Annotated in this window: 11 protein-coding genes, 1 tRNA gene and 1 pseudogene; 6 read left to right on the top strand and 7 right to left on the bottom strand. The window is 62.6% G+C overall.

Features of this window, described 5'->3' with window-relative positions:
- Nucleotides 1-199 precede the first annotated feature (199 nt).
- The 4 genes from P1U48_RS10600 to P1U48_RS10585 are packed head-to-tail and all read left to right on the top strand — an operon-like array spanning nucleotide 200 to nucleotide 4104.
- On the top strand, nucleotides 200-1234 hold the full coding sequence (locus tag P1U48_RS10600) for an ABC transporter ATP-binding protein (RefSeq protein ID WP_301068952.1): 1035 nt from the start codon (nucleotides 200-202) through the stop codon (nucleotides 1232-1234).
- Complete coding sequence (locus P1U48_RS10595; protein WP_301068951.1) at nucleotides 1231-2250, top strand: oligopeptide/dipeptide ABC transporter ATP-binding protein; 1020 nt, start codon at nucleotides 1231-1233, stop codon at nucleotides 2248-2250. The genes P1U48_RS10600 and P1U48_RS10595 overlap by 4 nt, the downstream gene beginning before the upstream one ends.
- Before the next feature lie 13 nt (nucleotides 2251-2263).
- Nucleotides 2264-3229: an ABC transporter permease gene (locus P1U48_RS10590; RefSeq protein WP_301068950.1), complete on the top strand. Its 966-nt coding sequence runs from the start codon at nucleotides 2264-2266 to the stop codon at nucleotides 3227-3229.
- Nucleotides 3226-4104: an ABC transporter permease gene (locus P1U48_RS10585; protein WP_301068949.1), complete on the top strand. Its 879-nt coding sequence runs from the start codon at nucleotides 3226-3228 to the stop codon at nucleotides 4102-4104. The genes P1U48_RS10590 and P1U48_RS10585 overlap by 4 nt, the downstream gene beginning before the upstream one ends.
- Before the next feature lie 432 nt (nucleotides 4105-4536).
- On the opposite strand, the gene P1U48_RS10580 is transcribed toward P1U48_RS10585, so the two are convergent.
- Nucleotides 4537-4613 (bottom strand) — tRNA-Pro (locus P1U48_RS10580).
- A 76-nt stretch (nucleotides 4614-4689) separates the two neighbouring features.
- Nucleotides 4690-6111 carry an amidase gene (locus P1U48_RS10575; protein ID WP_301068948.1) on the bottom strand — a complete coding sequence of 474 codons (1422 nt, stop codon included), beginning with the start codon at nucleotides 6109-6111 and terminating at the stop codon, nucleotides 4690-4692.
- Nucleotides 6112-6232: 121 nt separating this feature from the next.
- On the opposite strand from P1U48_RS10575, the gene P1U48_RS10570 reads away from it, so the two are divergent.
- Nucleotides 6233-7039 carry a lytic transglycosylase domain-containing protein gene (locus tag P1U48_RS10570; protein ID WP_301069043.1) on the top strand — a complete coding sequence of 269 codons (807 nt, stop codon included), beginning with the start codon at nucleotides 6233-6235 and terminating at the stop codon, nucleotides 7037-7039.
- 34 nt (nucleotides 7040-7073) lie between these two features.
- Nucleotides 7074-8213: an alpha/beta fold hydrolase gene (locus P1U48_RS10565; protein WP_301068947.1), complete on the top strand. Its 1140-nt coding sequence runs from the start codon at nucleotides 7074-7076 to the stop codon at nucleotides 8211-8213.
- Between the two features lie 67 nt (nucleotides 8214-8280).
- Here P1U48_RS10565 and P1U48_RS10560 read toward each other — a convergent pair whose 3' ends face one another.
- The 5 genes and pseudogenes from P1U48_RS10560 to P1U48_RS10540 form a co-directional block, all read right to left on the bottom strand.
- On the bottom strand, nucleotides 8281-10284 hold the full coding sequence (locus P1U48_RS10560) for a TRAP transporter fused permease subunit (protein WP_301068946.1): 2004 nt from the start codon (nucleotides 10282-10284) through the stop codon (nucleotides 8281-8283).
- Nucleotides 10285-10389: 105 nt separating this feature from the next.
- The gene (locus P1U48_RS10555) at nucleotides 10390-11550 is read right to left on the bottom strand and encodes a TAXI family TRAP transporter solute-binding subunit (protein ID WP_301068945.1); all 1161 of its coding nucleotides are present in this window, start codon (nucleotides 11548-11550) and stop codon (nucleotides 10390-10392) included.
- Nucleotides 11551-11658: 108 nt separating this feature from the next.
- Nucleotides 11659-12786 carry a peptide chain release factor 2 gene (prfB, locus tag P1U48_RS10550; RefSeq protein WP_301068944.1) on the bottom strand — a complete coding sequence of 376 codons (1128 nt, stop codon included), beginning with the start codon at nucleotides 12784-12786 and terminating at the stop codon, nucleotides 11659-11661.
- An 82-nt stretch (nucleotides 12787-12868) separates the two neighbouring features.
- Entirely contained in the window at nucleotides 12869-15385 is a 2517-nt protein-coding gene (locus P1U48_RS10545; RefSeq protein WP_301068943.1) for a PBP1A family penicillin-binding protein, read from the bottom strand.
- Nucleotides 15386-15548: 163 nt separating this feature from the next.
- A pseudogene (locus P1U48_RS10540) lies at nucleotides 15549-15674 on the bottom strand (3-isopropylmalate dehydrogenase); the annotation flags it as partial.

Here is a 15674-nt window from a genome sequence, read left to right as displayed (position 1 = left end):
TGGGATTGGGTGTCCGCCTCGACCAGGCGCGACAGCGGCAAGGGTGTGTTCAGCCCCCCCTGCACCATGGTTCTGTAATCTCCCGCGTCTCGGGTACTACCTTCAGACAAGTCCCCTAAACATCATATAAATAAGAACGAATACCGTATTCGGCGGTTGAACCTACCCGTTGAAAACCCAGAAGCAAGGAGCGTGCCAAGTGAAACCGGTCAGCTATCGAGACCCCAGTCTAACCGACAACGCGGCCCAGCCGTTGCTTTCGGTTTCGGATCTCTCGGTCTACTTCCGCGCAGGGCGAAAATCCTCAAACCGGGTGGTCGACAACGTCACCTTTGATGTGGCGCGCGGCGAAACCGTGGGGCTGGTCGGCGAAAGCGGCTCGGGCAAGACAGTCACCGGGCTGTCGCTGCTGGGCCTGCTGCCGGAGGGCATCGCCTGGACCGAGGGCCAGATCGGATTCGACGGCAAGGATATCGGCAAGATGTCCGAATCCGAGATGCGGCGCCTGCGCGGGCGCCATATCTCGATGATCTTCCAGGAGCCGATGACGGCACTGGATCCGGTGTTCACCATCGGCGAACAACTGACCGAGACCCTGCGCACCCATTTCCCGATGAGCAAGCGCGAAGCCCGCGAACGCGCGATCACCGCATTGGAGGATGTTGGCATCCCCCTGCCGCACAAACGGGTCGAGGAATATCCGCACCATCTGTCCGGCGGCATGCGTCAGCGGGCGATGATCGCAATTGCGCTGGCTTGTGAGCCGGATTTGCTGATCGCTGACGAACCCACAACCGCGCTGGACGTGACGATCCAGGCGCAGATCATCGACCTGATCATGAAGATCGTGTCGGATCGCAACACGGCGCTGATCTTTATCTCGCACAACCTCGGCGTGGTGTCGCAGGTCTGCGACCGGATGATCACCATGTATGCCGGCCAAGTGGTCGAGGATTCGGTGACTGACGAGGTGCTGGAACAGCCTTTGCATCCCTATTCCTCGGGGCTGCTGGCCTCGGTGCCGCGCAAATCGGTCAGCTCTTCGCGCCTGCCCTCGATTCCCGGGCGGGTGCCGTCACCCGACGCGATGCCGCCGGGATGCCGGTTTGAACCGCGCTGCACCTTTGCGCAGGCCGGATGCGAGGCGGCGCAGGTTCTGCACCGGCGCGCCGATGGCCGTGTGGTGCGCTGCCACCGCCATGATCAATTGACGCTGAAAGGAGCCCTGACATGAGCACGCCACTGCTTTCGGTCAAGGATATGCGGATTACCTTCCACGTGAACGGCGGGCGGGATCAATTGCACGCCGTGGATGGGGTCAGCTTTGACCTCGCATCTGGTGAATCCCTCGGGATCATTGGCGAATCCGGGTCCGGCAAATCGACGATCGCGCGCGCGGTGCTGAGCCTGCTCAGGATCACCCGTGGCGAGATCACGATGGAAGGAAAGACCATCGTCACACCGCAATCGCCCGGAAAACCCGGGAATTACGGCGTGCAGATCATTTTCCAGGATCCCCATGCCGCGCTGAACCCGCGTTCAAAAATCATCCGCTCACTGGTCGAACCGCTGGAAATTCAGGGCAAGGGCAACGCCTCCAGCCGCCGCGACATGGCGCTGGAGATGCTGGCCAAGGTCGGCATCAACCGGGCCCTCGCGGATCGCTATCCGCATGAGCTTTCAGGTGGTCAGAAACAGCGGATCAACATCGCCCGCGCCCTGCTTTTGCGCCCCAAGATTCTGGTGGCGGATGAGGCGACGGCGGCGCTCGATGTGTCGATCCAGGCCGATATCCTGAACCTCTACAAGGATTTGCAGGACGAATTCGGCCTGTCCTTTATCGTCATCACCCATGACCTTGCCGTGGCCAGCTATGTCTCGGACCGGATCGCGGTGATGTATCTCGGCCGGTTCGTGGAGCTTGGCCCCTCGGCGACGCTGGCGACGAAATCAGCGCATCCCTATACCCGCGCCCTGATGTCTGCCGAACCCGAAGCCCTGCCCAGGCGTTTGCAAAAGCAGGACCGGCTGGTGCTGCGTGGCGAGATCCCCTCGCCCGTCACCCCGCCCTCGGGCTGCCGGTTCCGCACCCGTTGCCCGATTGCCACCGACCTCTGCGCCGCCGAGGCGCCGCCATGGCGCGAGATGTCGCCAGGGCATTATTCGGCCTGCCACTTTGCCGAAGAGGTCATGGCGGGCAAACCGCTGGATGGCAGCGACAAACCCCAAAACCTTGAATCCGTTAAATGAAGGAGACTTTCGCATGGTTCTGACCCGCGCAAGCCAGCGCATGATCGGGCGGCGGTTGCTGCAATTCATCCCGGTTGTGTTCGCCGTGGCCTTTATCACCTTCATGCTGCTGAACCTCGCCCCCGGCGACCCAGCCGAGCTGCTGGCCGGGGAATTCCCGACCGAGGAACGGATTCAGGAGATCCGCGAATATTACGGCTTTGACCGTCCCGTCATCGTGCAATTTGTCGATTGGTTCAGTTCAGCAATGACCGGAGACCTGTCGAATTCACTGCTCAGCCGCGAACCGGTGTTTGACATCATCGCCTCGCGCTTCCCCTACACCTTGATGATGGTTACCTATGCGATGATCATCGCCATCGCGATTGGCGCCCCCCTGGGGATCGCCGCCGCCGCGCGGCCGGGCAGCTGGGTGGACAGTATCGCCACCGGCATTTCCTCGTTCGGGGTGGCCGTGCCCTATTTCTGGGTCGGGATGGTGCTGGTGGCCGTATTCGCTCTGAAATATCCGATCTTTCCGGCGACAGGATCGGTGCCATTCAGCGAGGATCCGATCGGCGCGATCCATGCCGCCACCCTGCCTGCCATTGCCCTGTCGATGTCCGGCATCGCCGAGATCACCCGGCAATTGCGCGCCGCGATGATCGAGGTACTGTCCTCGCCCTATGTGCGCACCCTGCGGGCCAAGGGCCTGTCGCGGCAGGCGGTTCTGTTCCGCCACGGGCTGCGCAATGTCGGGATCACCGTGATCACCGTCATCACCCTGGTGTTCAACCGCAAGATCGGCGCAACCGTGGTGCTGGAAACCGTGTTCGCCGTTCCCGGCGTCGGTTCGACCCTGGTGCATAGCGCCGTCAACAAGGACTACGTCGTGGTGCAGGGGGTCATTCTGGTCATCGCGCTGGTCGTAGTCACCGTGAACCTGCTGGCGGATGTGCTCTATGCCATCATTGACCCGCGCGTGGAGGCCGAAGCATGAGTGTCCTGACCAATGAACCCCCCGCCGTCAAAAAAGACCGGGTGCCGACCAAATTCGGCTGGCTGATCCGCCAACCCAAGGCGGTGCTGTCGGTCACCTTCCTGACTGTGTTGATCGTGATTGCAATCCTGGCACCCTGGATCATGCCCTATGACCCGATCGCCCCCAATTTCGGCGCGCTGCTGCAGCCGCCGATGCCGGGGCACTGGCTGGGCACCGACGATCTGGGTCGCGATGTGGTCAGCCGTCTGATGGCGGGGGCGGGACCGTCGCTGCTGTCGGCCTTTGCCTCGGTTGGGCTGGCGGTGGTGCTGGGCGTGCCCTTCGGCTTGCTGGCCGGGTTTATGGGCGGCTGGACCGATACCATCATCAGCCGGGTGCTGGATGCGATGCTGTCGTTCCCGACGATCCTGTTTGCAGTCGGGATTGCCGGGATCCTCGGGCCGTCGATGACGACCGGGCTGGTGGCGCTTGGTGTGCTGTTCGCACCGCAATTCGCGCGGCTGGTCCGGGCACGCACTCTGGTGGTGCGTCGGGAGTTGTTCGTCGATGCCTCACGGGCCTTTGGCGCATCGAACCTGCGGATCATCATGCGCCACATCCTGCCCAATGCGATCCAGTCCGCGATCGTCCATGCCGGGCTGCTTCTGGCCATCGCCCTGCTGGCAGAATCCTCGCTGTCCTTCCTCGGGTTTGGCGTTCAGCCTCCGGGAACCAGCTGGGGCGCAATGCTGGCACGGGCCTATGCCTATATGGAGGTGAACCCCTTTCTGATGTTCCCTCCGGGTATTGCGATCCTGCTGACGGCCCTGTCCTTCAACGGGCTCGGCGAAACGCTGCGGGTGCTGCTCGACCCACAATCGCCCAAGGCCTGAGGCCGATTGAAACAAGGGGCATCCGGCGACAGCGCCGGGTGCCCCAACGGACTCCCGGATCAGACCATCTGGTGAAGAGCAGCGAAACATCTGGAACTTGAGATTGGCCGACAGCGGGTGACGTCGACCCCGGCAATCTGAAAGTGACCAAAGACCCGGGTCTTCTATCGCATTCCACTGCAACCACCGATCATCGCGGCCAGCGGTGAAGGACGTCTCATCACCGACACCCGGCGGCGGCGCGGCGGAGTCCTGCCCGGCCAGCCCGACGCGGCGGTTCCGGCGGCGATGATCGACCAGATCGAGCGCCTGTCCTTTGCCGTTACCTAAGTCTTCAGCTCGCAATCGGCGAAACGTCTGGCAACACGTTGGGTGCGCAGGCGTCCGGCACGGGAAACCCGTGCATCGGAAAATCCAAATCATTGATGAAATTGGTCGGAGTGATAGGAATCGAACCTACGACCCCTGCCTCCCGAAGGCAGTGCTCTACCAGGCTGAGCTACACTCCGACCGTGGCGGGCGGAGTAGCGCGAACCGGGGGGTTTGACAAGGGGCCAGATGCAGAGACTGCGCGCAACCTGACTGTCACAGCCCCGTCGGAACCCGGTCCGGCCAGCCGGTGGCGGCGTGCCAGCCCTGGCCGAGTTGCAGAATGCCGAGATCGCCGCCATAGCGGCCGATCAGTTGCAGCCCCATCGGCAGGCCCTCGGGCCCGAATCCAGCGGGCAGTCCCAGCGTCGGCAAGCCCAGAAGGCTGGCCGGAACCACGCATTCCATCCAGCGGTGATAGCTGTCCATCGCCTGCCCGCCAATCTCCTGCGGATAGGGCAGCTCGACCGGGAACGGCCAGCATTGCGCGGTGGGCAGCACCAGCGCGTCGAAGCGGGTGAAGAGATCGGCGGCCACGGCATACCAGCGCGAACGGATGGCGCTGGCGCGCAGAATCGCACCCGGGGTCAGGGCCAGACCGCGCTCGACCTCCCAGATCGCGACATCGCGCAGCTGCGCCCGGGTCTCGGGGTTGGCATAGGCCGCGCCGATCCGCCCGGAGACGGCGAAGGAGCGCAGGTCGATCCAGGCTTGCCAAAGGTCTTCGGCTTGCATCGGCGGCGCGATGGTTTCAACCTCAGCGCCCAGATCGGCAAAGCTTTTCAACGCCGCCTCGCAATGCGCCATCACCCCCGGCTCCATCGGCCAGGCGCCGCCCCAATCGCCGCCCCAGGCGATCCGCCGCCCGCGCAGATCGACGTCAAGTCGGCCCAAATAATCCTCGGCCGGCGGGCCGAACGGCACCCGCAGATCGGGGCCAGACATCACATCCAGCAGCAGCGTGAGATCCGCCACATCCCGCGCCATCGGCCCCAGGGTCGACAGCGGGTGCAACACCACGTCACCGCCCGGATCGGGTGGCACCCGGCCCCAGCTGGGGCGAAAGCCATAGACGTTGTTCCAGCCCGCCGGGTTGCGCAGGCTGCCCATCATGTCAGAGCCGTCACAGGCCCATTGCATCCGCGTCGCCAGCGCCGCCGCCGCCCCGCCCGACGATCCCCCGGCCGAACGGCTCAGGTCATAGGGGTTGCGGGTCGCGCCATGCACCGGGTTAAAGGTATGACTGCCCAGCCCGTATTCCGGGGTGTTGGTCTTGCCGATAAAGATCGCCCCCGCCGCCCGCATCCGGGCAATCGCGAGATCATCCTTTTGTGCCACCTGCCCGGCCATGATCGGCGACCCCATCGAGGTCGGCAGACCGGCGACATTGGCCAGATCCTTGACCGCCACCGGCAGCCCGTGCAGCGGCCCGCTCGGCCCGTCCAGCGCCATGCTGCGATCTGCCGCCTCGGCCTCGCCGATCAGCGCAGCACGGTCGCGCAGGCTGACTATGGCGTTCACCTTGCCATTGACCGCGTCGATCCGGTCCAGCGCGGCATTCATCACCTCGACGCAGGACAAATCGCGCCCAGCAATCCGGGCAAGGAGGTCGGCGGCACTCAGGTCAATCAGGCCCATCTACGGCCTCCTTTGTCGGTTCAAGTCTTTTCTGGGTCAGGTTTTTCACCCGGCACTGGTCGAAGCGCGATCAGTGACCTACCATCACTGCATAACCCATATTTCGGGAGACAAAAAAGTGATTGCCGCATTCAAACTTTGCCTCACCGCGCTGACCCTGACTGTCATCGTGACCAGCAGCCCCGCCGCCGCCGCCCCCTGCGGCAACACCAGCGCCGGATTCACCGCCTGGAAAGCCGCCTTTGCCAAAGAGGCGACAAGCGCCGGGATCAAGCAGCGCGGGCTTCAGGCCCTCGCCGCCTCTAGCTATTCCCAGGGCACCATCAGTGCCGACCGTCACCAGACCGGCGTGCGCTACACGCTTGAGGATTTCATGCGCATCCGTGGCACCGATGCGATTGCCCGAATCGGCAAACAGCGCAAGGCGCGCAATCCGAAATTCTTTGCGGCGCTGGACCGGATCTACGGGGTGCCCGCCGGCATCCTGCTGTCGATCCACGGGATGGAATCGGGCTTTGGCCGCTCCTTCGGCAAATATCGTGTGGTGTCGTCGATCGCCACCGTCGCCTATGATTGCCGCCGCAGCGACTTCTTTACCAGGCATCTGCTGGCGGCGCTGCAACTGGTCGATCGCGGCTGGCTCGATCCCAATGCCATCGGCGCCGCCCATGGCGAGATCGGCCATACCCAGTTCCTGCCCGGCAATGTCATCGCCTATGGCCAGGACGGCAATGGCGATGGCCGGGTCGACCTCTACGATGAATCCGACGCGCTCGCCTCGACCGCGCATTTCCTGCGTCAGAAGGGCTGGAAGCCCGGCCAGCCCTATCACGAGGGCAGCGCCAATTTCCGGGTGTTGAACGAATGGAACGCCGCGACGGTCTATCAGCAGGCCATCGCCCTGACGGCGAAACGGATCGACGGATGACCCAACCGGCGAAACCAATCGGCGGAACAGAGCCATGATCGACCGGCGCCGTTTCTTGTCTTCTGGCCTGTCCGCCGGGGTCGCCGCCCGGCTGGCGCTTGGCACCGCCCCGCTGGCGGGCTGTGCGCCAACCGCCCGGCTGATCCAGTCGCCCGACATTATCGGCCATGTTCAACCGGTCTTTGTGGCCACATCGCGCGGCATGCAGGCCGATCCGCAATTGGCCTTTGGCAGCGACCGTGAAACACCACCACATTTCGCCCGCTATGACATTGCCGTGCCGCCAGATCGCAAGCCGGGTGAAATTCGCCTGCCACGGGCCAATCCGGATCCAACCCGCGAATTCCTGACCAAATCCGCCGTCGCCTTTCCCACCGAGGCTCCGATGGTGCGGCAGATCAACCAGGCCATGGCAAAACTGCCGCGTGGCGAGCGCACGCTGATCCTGTTCGTACACGGCTATAACGTCACCTTTCCCGCCGCCGTCCTGCGCGCCGCGCAGATCTCCGAGGATTTCGGCTTCAAGGGGCCAATGCTGCTGTATTCCTGGCCTTCGGCAGGGCGGGTCACCGAATATATCTATGACCGCGACAGCACGCTGTTTGCCCGCAATGATCTGGCGGCGTTGTTGCGCAATGTCGCCAAATCCAAGGCCGAGCGAATCGTCGTGCTGGCGCATTCTCTGGGCAGTTTTCTGACGATGGAGGCGGCACGGACTTTGGCGCTGCAGCGCGAAACCGCCGTGCTGAACCGGATCCGCGGCCTGGTTCTGGCCGAACCGGATATCGACATGTCGGTGTTCCGCCAACAATTGGAACCGCATGACATGCAGCGTCTGACGGTGATGGTGATGGGGTCACGCCGGGATCGTGCGCTGCGGGTGTCACGCTTTATTGCCGGAGGGCACGCAAGAGTCGGATCGGCGGTCGACATCCCTGAATTGCAACGACTGGGCGTGATCTATGTCGATGTGACCGGTGCCAGCGATGGCACGATGGCCGATCACAGCGCCTTCAGCTCTTCACCCGAATTGCTGGCGCTGATTTCCAGCGGCGCACTCGCCCAAACCATTCTGAGCGGCACCGCAGGAACCGATATTCTGGTCGGCGGGTTGCGCGCGGCAGGCAATGCCGCACTGGCCATTGCCTATCTGCCCTACGCGATGAGCAATTAGCGACAGCCTGCCAAACAACCAGCGCCGGTCCGGCGAGCCCCCGTTCATACGGGGGCCCGACCGTTACTCAGGCGATTTTGGGGGCGGTCTCCTCGGCTTTGCCAGCGCGCCATGCCATCGCCACCGGAAGGGCCGCCAGCGCCAAGCCCAGCACGGTGACAGCCATATGGCTCAGCCCCGCAACCCCGCCCATCGGCGCCGCAACCGCGACACCGGCAGCAAACAGCATCACCCGCAGCGCCAACCCCGTTGTGCCGGCCCCCAGCGTGCCAATCAGGCTGACATAGCCCTGCAGCGCCGAAGAGATGAACCAGATGCCGATCAATGCGCAGATCAGCACAAAGATCACCTCGCCTGCCGGGCCCTGCCCGATCAGCGCCGGGTTCAGCACAAAGAAGAACGGCACGATATAGATGACCCCGCCGAGGCGCATTGCCTCGAACCCGGTTCTAATCGGATCGGCCCCGGCCATCGACGCCGCCGCAAAGGCACCCAGCGCCACCGGCGGGGTGATATAGCTGACCATGCCCCAGTAGAGGATGAACAGATGTACCGCCAATTCGTTCAGCCCGGCCTGCACCAGCGCCGGGGCCAGGATCACCGCCAGAAAGATGTAACAGGCGGTCACCGTCATCCCCATGCCAAAGATGAACGCGGTCACCGCCCCCATGATCAGCAGCAGGGTCAGCGAATTTCCGGCCAGCGACACCAGTTCAGCCGCCAGCGGGCCGGTCAGCCCGGTGGCCTGGAACGCGCCGACGATCATGCCGATGCCCAGAAGCACCGCCACCAGCTCGGTCAGGATCCGCCCGACCGAGGCGATCATGTCCAGAAAACCGGAAACCGAAAACCGGTCCGGCCCGACGACCTGATTCACCACCAGCAGCAGGGCGATCGCATAAAACGGTGCCGTGCGTTCCCAGCGAAAGGCCACCATCAGATAGATCAGCAACACAAAGACCGAGATATAGATCCAGCCTTCCTTCATCGTCTTGCCGAGGGCAGGCAGCACATCGCGGCCCATGCCCTTTAGGCCCCGCCGCGCCGAATAGGCGTCGATCTGGGTGAACAGGCCAAAATAATACAGCAGCGACGGAATCGCCGCCGCCAGCATGATTTCCGAATAGGGCAGCCCCAGCCATGAGGCCATGACAAAGGCGGTCGCCCCCATGATCGGCGGCATCAGCACCCCGCCAGTCGAGGCGCAGGCCTCGGTTGCCGCCGCATAGCGGGCCGAGAATCCGGATTGCCGCATCGCCGGGATCGACACCGCCCCGGTGGTCAGCACGTTGGAAATCACCGAACCCGACATCGAGCCCATGAAGCCGCTGGCAAAGATCGCCACCTTGGCCGAACCGCCGCGATATTGGCCGACCATCGCCAGCGCCAGATTGTTAAAGAATCGGCCGCCGCCGGTGAATTGCAGCACCCCGCCGAACAGGATGAAGCCGATCACCAGGCTGCCAAAGGCGCTCATCGGGATCCCGAAGGACGCCTCGGAGGAATACATGAAGAACGGCACCACATCGGTGAAGGGTTGTGAAAAGCCGCTCAGAGGATCGGGCATCTTGTCGGCAACGATCGGGTAAAGCGAGAACACGAAGACCACAAGAAACAGCACCAGCCCGCCAGCCCGACGCACCGCTTCGAGGATCAGCACATAGAATGCGATGGCCACCCAGATCGCGAAATCCGGTGCCGCATATTCCCAGCCATAGGCTGTCGCGGTGTCGGAGGTGGCCACCAGATATCCGGCCACCAACAGGGTAAACCCGGTCAGCACCCAATCATACCAGGGCACCTGAGCCGAATGCGGCCCATGTGAGCGGAAGGTGACAAAAGTCAGGCTCAGAAAGATCCCGGCCAGCAGGTTCAGATAGGTCCCGTCCAGCATCGAATAATTGCCGATACGCAGGTTGAACAGCTGATTGATCGAGACCCCGATCGCGATCGTCGTCAGCACCACGATGACGACTCTGGCCAGGCCGGTGAATTTTACCTTTTCCTGCGCAACCTCGGCCTCAATGGCCGCAGCGCCACGGCCTGCGGCCGCGCTGTCACTGGTGTTCATACTCTTCCCCCGCGCGGCCCGCTGGTATGCAGGTCCGTCTTTCATTCTGGTAATTTGATCTGCCGATGGAAAACGGGCGGGCCATTCCGGCCCGCCCTCTGGTCGTCATTTATAACTGACGCTCATCCCGGCGGCGCTCAGCGCCGCCTTGCGCTTGGCATCCCAGGCCGTGTCCCAGTCTGAGGCGCCTGCGGCCTTCATCTCTTCCCAGGCGGCTTGCAAAACGTCCTGACGTTTGATCAGCGCGTCGTTATGCGCCTGCGCCGCGTCGGACCAGAGGCCGACCTCTTTGTAATAGCGTACCGCACCCTCGTGGAAGGGAACCACCCAGTCAAAGACCTGGTTTTTCAGTGCCCAACCGTTGGCACCCGGCGCACCGTCCTTGTAGTCGTCAAACAGCCCGAACATCGCCTTGGTCATGTTGTAGGTCAGATCGACGTCCTGGATGTCATAGGCTATCAGGATCGGATAGGGATAGCTGGCGCTTGGGACACCATCGGTGCCATCCAGCCCCGCACCCACCATCGCCTGAACCGGCACAAAATAGGGGGCTTTGTCCTTCATCCGTCCCATCGCAGCCGTGTCGTTGGGATCGATCGACGGCCAGTACAAACCGTTCGGCCCGGACTCTGCCTCGTAAGCGTTGCCCGAGGTGGTCACCCCGTATGCCGCATGGACCTGCCCTTCGATAAAGCCTTTCCACGACGCGCCAAAGCCGCCGAATTCGACCACTTCGACATCATCCCAGGTCAAACCGCCATAGGCGAGATAGGCCTCCATATTGGCGTTCAGTGCCGGGGCACCCTTGACGAATGCAACCTTCAGGCCTTTGAAATCCTTATATTCAAAGCCTTTGCAATCGGGCTTGCCCGCGGCCTCACAGCCCGGCTTGTTCGCCGCCACGGTCAGCGACGACCCGCTGCCAACGTTGTTAATCAGGATCCGAACGCGTTGCGGGCCCCAGTTTTCTTCGCCGAAATCAAACACACCCTCCTGGGCCATATAGGTGCCGACGCCATTGGCCGAAAATTGCACCTTGCCCTGACGCACCGGCTCCAGCCGGGACAGGTCATTCTTGCCCGGCAGAATCCGCAGATTGATGCCAGCGACATTCTGCATGGCGGCACCAATCGCGACCGCCTGGTTATAGCCTGACGAGCCAGTGGCATAGGCTGTCCAGGTCACGGTCTTTGGCAGATCGTAGTCAGCGGCCGATACCGCGCTGGCGGCCAGCATTGCTGCTGCGCCGATTGTCAAAATTCGCATTAGGTCTCCTCCCATTTGGCAGGATCATTGTCCTGCCGATTAGGAAAAGTTACATGGGGTCGATAAAATCTCAATGAATAACTGACGCTGCGTCGCAGTATCCGCTCTTCAGATTTCGGCGTTGGCCTCGGCCCGGCTCTTGCCACTGACGTCCAGCGCCAGGGTGGCCGCCATCAACCCGTCCAGATCGCCATCCAGAACCCCGGCGGTATCCGAGGTTTCAAACCCGGTCCGCAGGTCTTTAACCATCTGATAGGGCTGCAGCACATAGGACCGGATCTGATTGCCCCAACCGGCATCACCCTTGGCCTCATGCGCCTCATTGATCGCGGCGTTGCGTTTGTCCAGCTCAAGCTGATAGAGCCGCGATTTCAGCGCCTTCATCGCGATATCGCGGTTCTGGTGCTGGGATTTCTCGGAACTGGTCACCACGATTCCGGTTGGGTGGTGGGTGATCCGCACCGCCGAATCTGTCGTGTTGACGTGCTGGCCGCCGGCGCCCGAGGACCGGTAGGTGTCGATGCGGATATCGTTCGGGTTCACCTCGATGTCGATATTGTCGTCCACCACCGGATAGACCCAGATCGACGAAAACGAGGTGTGCCGCCGCGCCGCGGAATCATAGGGGCTGATCCGCACCAGGCGATGCACGCCGCTTTCCGATTTCAGCCAGCCATAGGCATTGTGGCCACTGATCTTGTAGGTCGCGGATTTGATCCCCGCCTCTTCGCCGCGGCTCTCGGATTGCAGCTCGACCTTGTAGCCCTTGCTTTCGGCCCAGCGCACATACATCCGCGCCAGCATCGACGCCCAGTCACAGCTTTCGGTGCCACCGGCGCCGGAATTGATCTCAAGGAACGTGTCGTTGGAATCGGCCTCACCGTCCAGCAGCGCCTCAAGCTCTTTCTCGGCGGCGCGGATTTTCAGGGCTTTCAGGGCCGCTTCGGCCTCGGCAACGATATCGGCATCTTCTTCTTCCTCGCCCATCTCGATCAGCTCGACATTGTCGTTCAATTCCTGGCTGATCGACTCGTAATTCTTGATCGCATCAACCAGCATCTGCCGGTCCCGCATCAGCGCCTGCGCCTTTTCCGGATCATCCCAGAGCTTGGGGTCCTCGACCCTTGCGTTGAATTCTTCAAGCCGGTGCGACGCGGTTTCCAGCCCCATACGCTGGCCAATCAGCGTGAGGCTTTTCTCGATCTCGGCGACGATGTTCTGGGCTTCCGCACGCATTTTGATTTCCCTGACAGATCAGGCCCGGGTGATACCGCGAAGGACGCGGGCGAACAAGCTGTCGAACCGTCAGGACTGCCGGTCAATAGAGTCCGCCAGCGCTGAGGGCACCGAAACTGGCCTTGGGACCAACCACCGTCCGCTGTCCGGTGGTGGTGGTGACCTCCTGGCCGTTGTGTTCCCGCGCCTCCTGGAACAGCGGCAGATTTGACCCCATGGCAAAGCCGCCATCGAAGGACAGGCCAAAGATCGGCTCCTCGCCATCGCGGAAATACTCAGCCACCACGCTCTCGCCACCGGCATCGTCGGGCAGGCGGGCGCCGGTGAACCGGTCGATCTTGATGAAATGCCCACCCGGCGGGATGCGGAACTTGCCCCCACCGTATTTCTTGACCGCCTCGGTCATGAACCGTTGGAACACCGGGCCACAAAAGCCGCCGCCCGAGGCGCCGCGGCCCATGCTGCGCGGTTCGTCAAAACCGATATAGCAGCCAGCGACGATGTTGGAGGTAAAGCCAATGAACCACACGTCCTTTGCGTCATTCGTGGTGCCGGTCTTGCCCGCAGTCGGCACCGGTAGATTGACATGGCGCGACGCGGTGCCACGCTGCACCACCCCCTGCATCATCGAGGTCAGCTGATAGGCGGTGATGGCATCCATCACCCGGTCGCGGTTCGACACGATGCGCGGGCCGGTTAGCGGCGCCAGGTCCGGATCGGCGCAATCGACGCAATTGCGCTGATCGTGACGGTAGATGGTCTTGCCATAGCGATCCTGCACCCGGTCGACCAGCGTCGGTTCCACCCGCTCGCCGCCATTGGCGAACATCGCATAGGCGGCGACCATCTTGAACAGCGTGGTTTCCTCGGAGCCCAGCGCATTGGCCAGGAACTGGCCCATGTTCTCGTAAACCCCGAAGCGTTCGGCATAGGCCGCGACCACATCCATCCCGACCTCCTGCGCCAGCCGGATCGTCATCAGGTTGCGCGACCGTTCGATGCCGGTACGCAGCGGCGTCGGGCCATAAAATTCGTGGCTGGCATTGGTCGGTCGCCAGACGCCCTGCGGCGTGTCGATTTCGATCGGCGCATCGATGATGATCGTCGCCGGGGTGTAGCCGCTGTCGAGCGCCGAGGCATAGACAAACGGCTTGAAAGACGAGCCGGGTTGACGCCGGGCCTGGGTGGCCCGGTTGAACACCGAATTCTGGTAGGAAAACCCGCCCTGCATTGCGATCACCCGGCCAGTGTGCACATCCATCGCCATGAATCCGCCTTCGACCTCGGGCACCTGGCGCAGAGTCCAGCGAATGAAACTACCGCTCTTGTCCTCGGTCATCCGGCGGACAAGAACCACATCGCCACGTTTGAAATTGTCCTTAAAGCTGCCTTTGATCCAGGAAATATCCTTACGCGGGATGACGAAAGGCTCGGCCTCGGACTCGACCACCCCTTCGATCCCGATCCGCATCTGCCGATCGCCGATGTCGAGCACCACCGCCGGAAGCCAGGGCGATTCCAGGGTGATATCGCGCGGCACATTGGTCGCGGACAGGGCCGCGCGCCAGGCGGCTTCGGTGCCCAGCTGATCCTCGGGGATCTGCTGGCCGGTGCCGCGCCATTGGCCAAGGCCGCGATCATATTGTTCCAGCTGGATGCGCAGCGATTGCGCCGCCTCAACCTGCATTTCAGGATCGATGGTGGCGCGGACCGCAAAGCCACCGGTCAGGAATTCGCCCTCGCCGAAATCGCGCGACAGCTGGCGGCGGATTTCGTCGGTGAAATAATCGCGCGGCGGCAGGCTGTCCTTGAAACTGTCGAAGTCGCCATTCTGTACCGTGCGCAGCGGCTTCTGCACTTCGGACTGATAAACCGCCTGCGAGATATAACCGTTTTCCTGCATCTCTCTCAGGACAAAGTTGCGCCGCTCGGTCACCCGCTCCTTGTTGCGGACCGGATGAAAATTCGACGGGGCCTTGGGCAGCGAGGCAAGGAACGCCGCTTCGCCCGGCGACAGCTCGCTCAGTGATTTGTTGAAATAGGTCTGCGATGCCGCCGCCACCCCATAGGAATTCTGGCCAAGGAAAATCTCGTTCAGGTAAAGCTCGAGAATCTTTTCCTTGGACAGGCTTTCCTCAAGCCGGGTGGCAAGGATGATTTCCTTGATCTTACGCTCGATCTTGCGGTCGCCTGACAGCAGAAAGTTCTTCATCACCTGCTGGGTGATGGTCGAGGCGCCGCGCAGCCGCCCGCCCTGGGCCGCGGACAATGCCGCCGCCATCATGCCCCGCAGGTCATAGCCACCATGGGTATAGAACGACTTGTCCTCGGCCGAGATGAACGCCTGCTTGATCAGATCGGGGATCTCTTCCGCCGGGGCGAACAACCGGCGTTCGACGGCGAATTCGTCGATGATGCGGCCCTGGCCGGAATAGATCCGGCTGATCGTCTTGGGTTGATACTGCGCCAGGCTTTCATGACTGGGCAGGTCGCGACCATAGACCCAGAACACCGCGCCGATGGACAGCGCGACAACCGCGGCGCCCAGTGTCACCAGCGTGAACACGGCACCGAAAAAAGACAGAATGAATCGGATCACGTCAGGCCCCTTGGAACGTCAGGCCATTATATATGCGCTGGCGCCCGTCATGGCAAAACACAAGAACCGGAACCGGCGAATGACAGCCGGAATGACGGCATTTGTCATTCGCCAAGGGGCCGTTCCGGCCTGGCGCGCCGGGGTCAGCCCCCGGCGCAGGGGCTTACAGGCTGGCGTCCAGCGCGGCGACGATGGCATCGCCCATCTCGGTGGTGCTGACCGGAGTCTTGCCCGCTTCGCCCAGCAGATCGGCGGTGCGCAGCCCGTCGGCCAGCACCTTTTCCACCGC

Origin of the sequence: Pseudooceanicola sp., from assembly GCF_029213205.1 — a bacterium.
GTDB lineage: Bacteria > Pseudomonadota > Alphaproteobacteria > Rhodobacterales > Rhodobacteraceae > Pseudooceanicola.
The sequence above is the reverse complement of the archived record's forward strand: the minus strand, read 5'-3'. Positions and strand labels throughout refer to the sequence as shown.

What these genes read in the sequence shown, in the direction of transcription:
- P1U48_RS10595 (WP_301068951.1), top strand. Translation starts at nt 1,231, where the DNA reads ATGAGCACGCCACTGCTTTCGGTCAAGGATATGCGGATTACCTTCCAC.
- P1U48_RS10590 (WP_301068950.1), top strand. Translation starts at nt 2,264, where the DNA reads ATGGTTCTGACCCGCGCAAGCCAGCGCATGATCGGGCGGCGGTTGCTG.
- P1U48_RS10585 (WP_301068949.1), top strand. Translation starts at nt 3,226, where the DNA reads ATGAGTGTCCTGACCAATGAACCCCCCGCCGTCAAAAAAGACCGGGTG.
- P1U48_RS10575 (WP_301068948.1), bottom strand. Translation starts at nt 6,111, where the DNA reads ATGGGCCTGATTGACCTGAGTGCCGCCGACCTCCTTGCCCGGATTGCT.
- P1U48_RS10565 (WP_301068947.1), top strand. Translation starts at nt 7,074, where the DNA reads ATGATCGACCGGCGCCGTTTCTTGTCTTCTGGCCTGTCCGCCGGGGTC.
- P1U48_RS10560 (WP_301068946.1), bottom strand. Translation starts at nt 10,284, where the DNA reads ATGAACACCAGTGACAGCGCGGCCGCAGGCCGTGGCGCTGCGGCCATT.
- P1U48_RS10555 (WP_301068945.1), bottom strand. Translation starts at nt 11,550, where the DNA reads ATGCGAATTTTGACAATCGGCGCAGCAGCAATGCTGGCCGCCAGCGCG.
- prfB (WP_301068944.1), bottom strand. Translation starts at nt 12,786, where the DNA reads ATGCGTGCGGAAGCCCAGAACATCGTCGCCGAGATCGAGAAAAGCCTC.